Annotated in this window: 2 protein-coding genes; one reads left to right on the top strand and one right to left on the bottom strand. The window is 59.5% G+C overall.

Annotation, left to right across the window (positions count from 1 at the left end):
* A partial coding sequence (locus tag RSB01_RS13995) for an HAD-IC family P-type ATPase (protein ID WP_332625742.1) occupies positions 1-403 on the top strand: 403 nt, incomplete at its 5' end.
* A gap of 354 nt (positions 404-757) precedes the next feature.
* Here the strand turns inward: RSB01_RS13995 and RSB01_RS14000 are convergent.
* Positions 758-2,343 (bottom strand): CTP synthase (locus RSB01_RS14000; RefSeq protein WP_332625743.1); only part of this gene is annotated, 1,586 nt, incomplete at its 5' end.

The following is a 2,343-nucleotide window of genomic DNA, read 5'->3' on the forward strand; positions in this document are numbered from 1 at the left end:
GGGCGACCTGATGCCCGATCACAAGGTCGAGGCGATCAAAGGTCTGCGGTCCGGCGCCAATGTTGCGATGGTCGGTGATGGCGTCAATGACGCCCCTGCCATGGCCACCGCAACTGTGGGCATTGCCATGGGCGCGGCAGGTTCCGATGTCGCACTGGAAACGGCCGATGTCGCGCTGATGGGTGATGACCTGTCCAAGCTGCCGTTCACGATCGGCCTCAGCCGCCAAACGCGCAGCATCATCCGGCAGAACCTGTTTGTCAGTCTTGGCGTCGTGGCGTTTCTGGTACCTGCGACCATTTTCGGGCTGGGCATAGGCCCCGCCATCGCGCTGCACGAAGGCTCGACATTGCTGGTCGTGTTCAATGCCCTTCGTCTGCTCGCCTATCGCGAGCGACTGTAAGGCTTGGCAATGTCATGAAAATAGTTGGGTCACCCACTCCCCCAAGCGGGTGACCCAACATCTGGAATAGGTCTGCCGGGTGTCTTGCGACAGCAACCGGTTCCCCCCTCCAGCTGCTTGCACGCTAGGCGACAAGCAGTTTGACTAGAGCTCTCAGCACAACACTGCAGCTCAATAGAAGTACACACAACGATACCAGTAGCAGAACGGCTCTGGCATTGCGGTGTAGGAAACTCACGAAGGTGCCGACCATGGCCCCAACCTCCAGCGTGCGGATATGAAACACAACTGCGAGAGGCTAGCAAGCCGTGTACCGCTATTTTTCGAACACGGTAACGGCTTGCAGGGGATAGATTAGACGAGGCGGCTCTGGACTATGGCTGCCTGCACGAAGCTGGCAAACAAGGGGTGAGGTTTGAACGGACGGCTCTTGTATTCAGGATGATACTGGACGCCGACGAACCACGGATGGTCCTTGCGCTCTACTGTCTCCGGCAGCACGCCATCGGGTGACAGGCCCGCGAAATACAGACCGCCCTTTTCCTCAATCGCCTGACGGTAATTGATGTTCACCTCATAGCGGTGACGGTGACGCTCGCTGATCGTGGTCGAGCCATAGATGTCCGCAATCAGCGAACCCTCGGCAAACGTGGAATCATAGGCCCCCAGACGCATGGTGCCGCCCAGATCGCCGCCATGTTCGCGCTGAACGCGCTCATTGCCTTGTGACCATTGGGTCATCAGGCCCACGACGGGCTCTTCGGCCGGACCGAACTCGGTCGAGGTCGCGTTCGGGAAACCGGCCAGATGGCGGGCCGCCTCGATCACGGCCATCTGCATACCGAAGCAGATACCGAAGTAAGGGATCTTGTTCTCGCGGGCGAAACGGGCCGCCTGGATCTTGCCCTCTGCCCCGCGCTCGCCAAAGCCGCCCGGTACCAGAATGGCATTCGCATCTTTCAAGCGATCCGCACAGGCCACCGGATCACCTTCAAAGGTGTCCGATTCAACCCAGTCGAGATTCACCTTCACACGGTTGGCCACGCCGCCGTGCATCAGGGCTTCGATCAGCGACTTATAGGCGTCCTTGAGGACGGTATATTTGCCGACGATAGCGATGGTGACTTCACCTTCGGGGTTCAGGCGACGACGAACAATCTCGTTCCAGCCCGACAGCTCCGGCTCCGGCGCGTCATTGATCCCGAAATGGGCCAGTACCTGCGTGTCCAGACCTTCGGCGTGATAGTCTTGCGGCACCGCATAGATATCGGCCGAATCCATGGCCTGAATGACGCTGTCAGGGCGCACATTACAGAACTGGGCGATCTTGCGCTTCTCGTCCGACGGGATCGGCTCTTCACAACGGCACAGCAGGATGTCCGGCTGGATACCGATGGAGCGCAGCTCCTTGACGGAGTGCTGGGTCGGCTTGGTCTTCATCTCGCCAGCCGTCTTGATGAACGGCAGCAGCGTCAGGTGGACAAAGCACGACTGGCCGCGCGGCAGGTCCTGCCCCAACTGGCGGATCGCCTCGAAGAACGGCAGGCCTTCGATATCGCCGACCGTGCCGCCGATCTCGACCAGCACAAAGTCCACGTCCTCGCCATCATCGGTCTTGGCCGGATTCAGGCAGAATTGTTTGATCTGGTCCGTGACGTGCGGAATCACCTGCACGGTCGCACCCAGATAGTCGCCACGGCGCTCTTTTTCGATAATCGTCGAATAGATGCGACCTGTGGTGATGTTGTCGGACTTGGCCGCCGAAACACCGGTGAAACGCTCGTAGTGTCCGAGATCCAGATCCGTCTCGGCACCATCATCGGTCACGAACACCTCACCATGCTGGTAGGGCGACATCGTACCGGGGTCGACGTTCAGATAGGGATCGAGCTTACGCAGTCGAACCTTGTAACCGCGCGCTTGAAGAAGCGCGCCAAGAG

Origin of the sequence: Brevundimonas sp. (assembly GCF_036659295.1) — a bacterium.
GTDB lineage: Bacteria > Pseudomonadota > Alphaproteobacteria > Caulobacterales > Caulobacteraceae > Brevundimonas.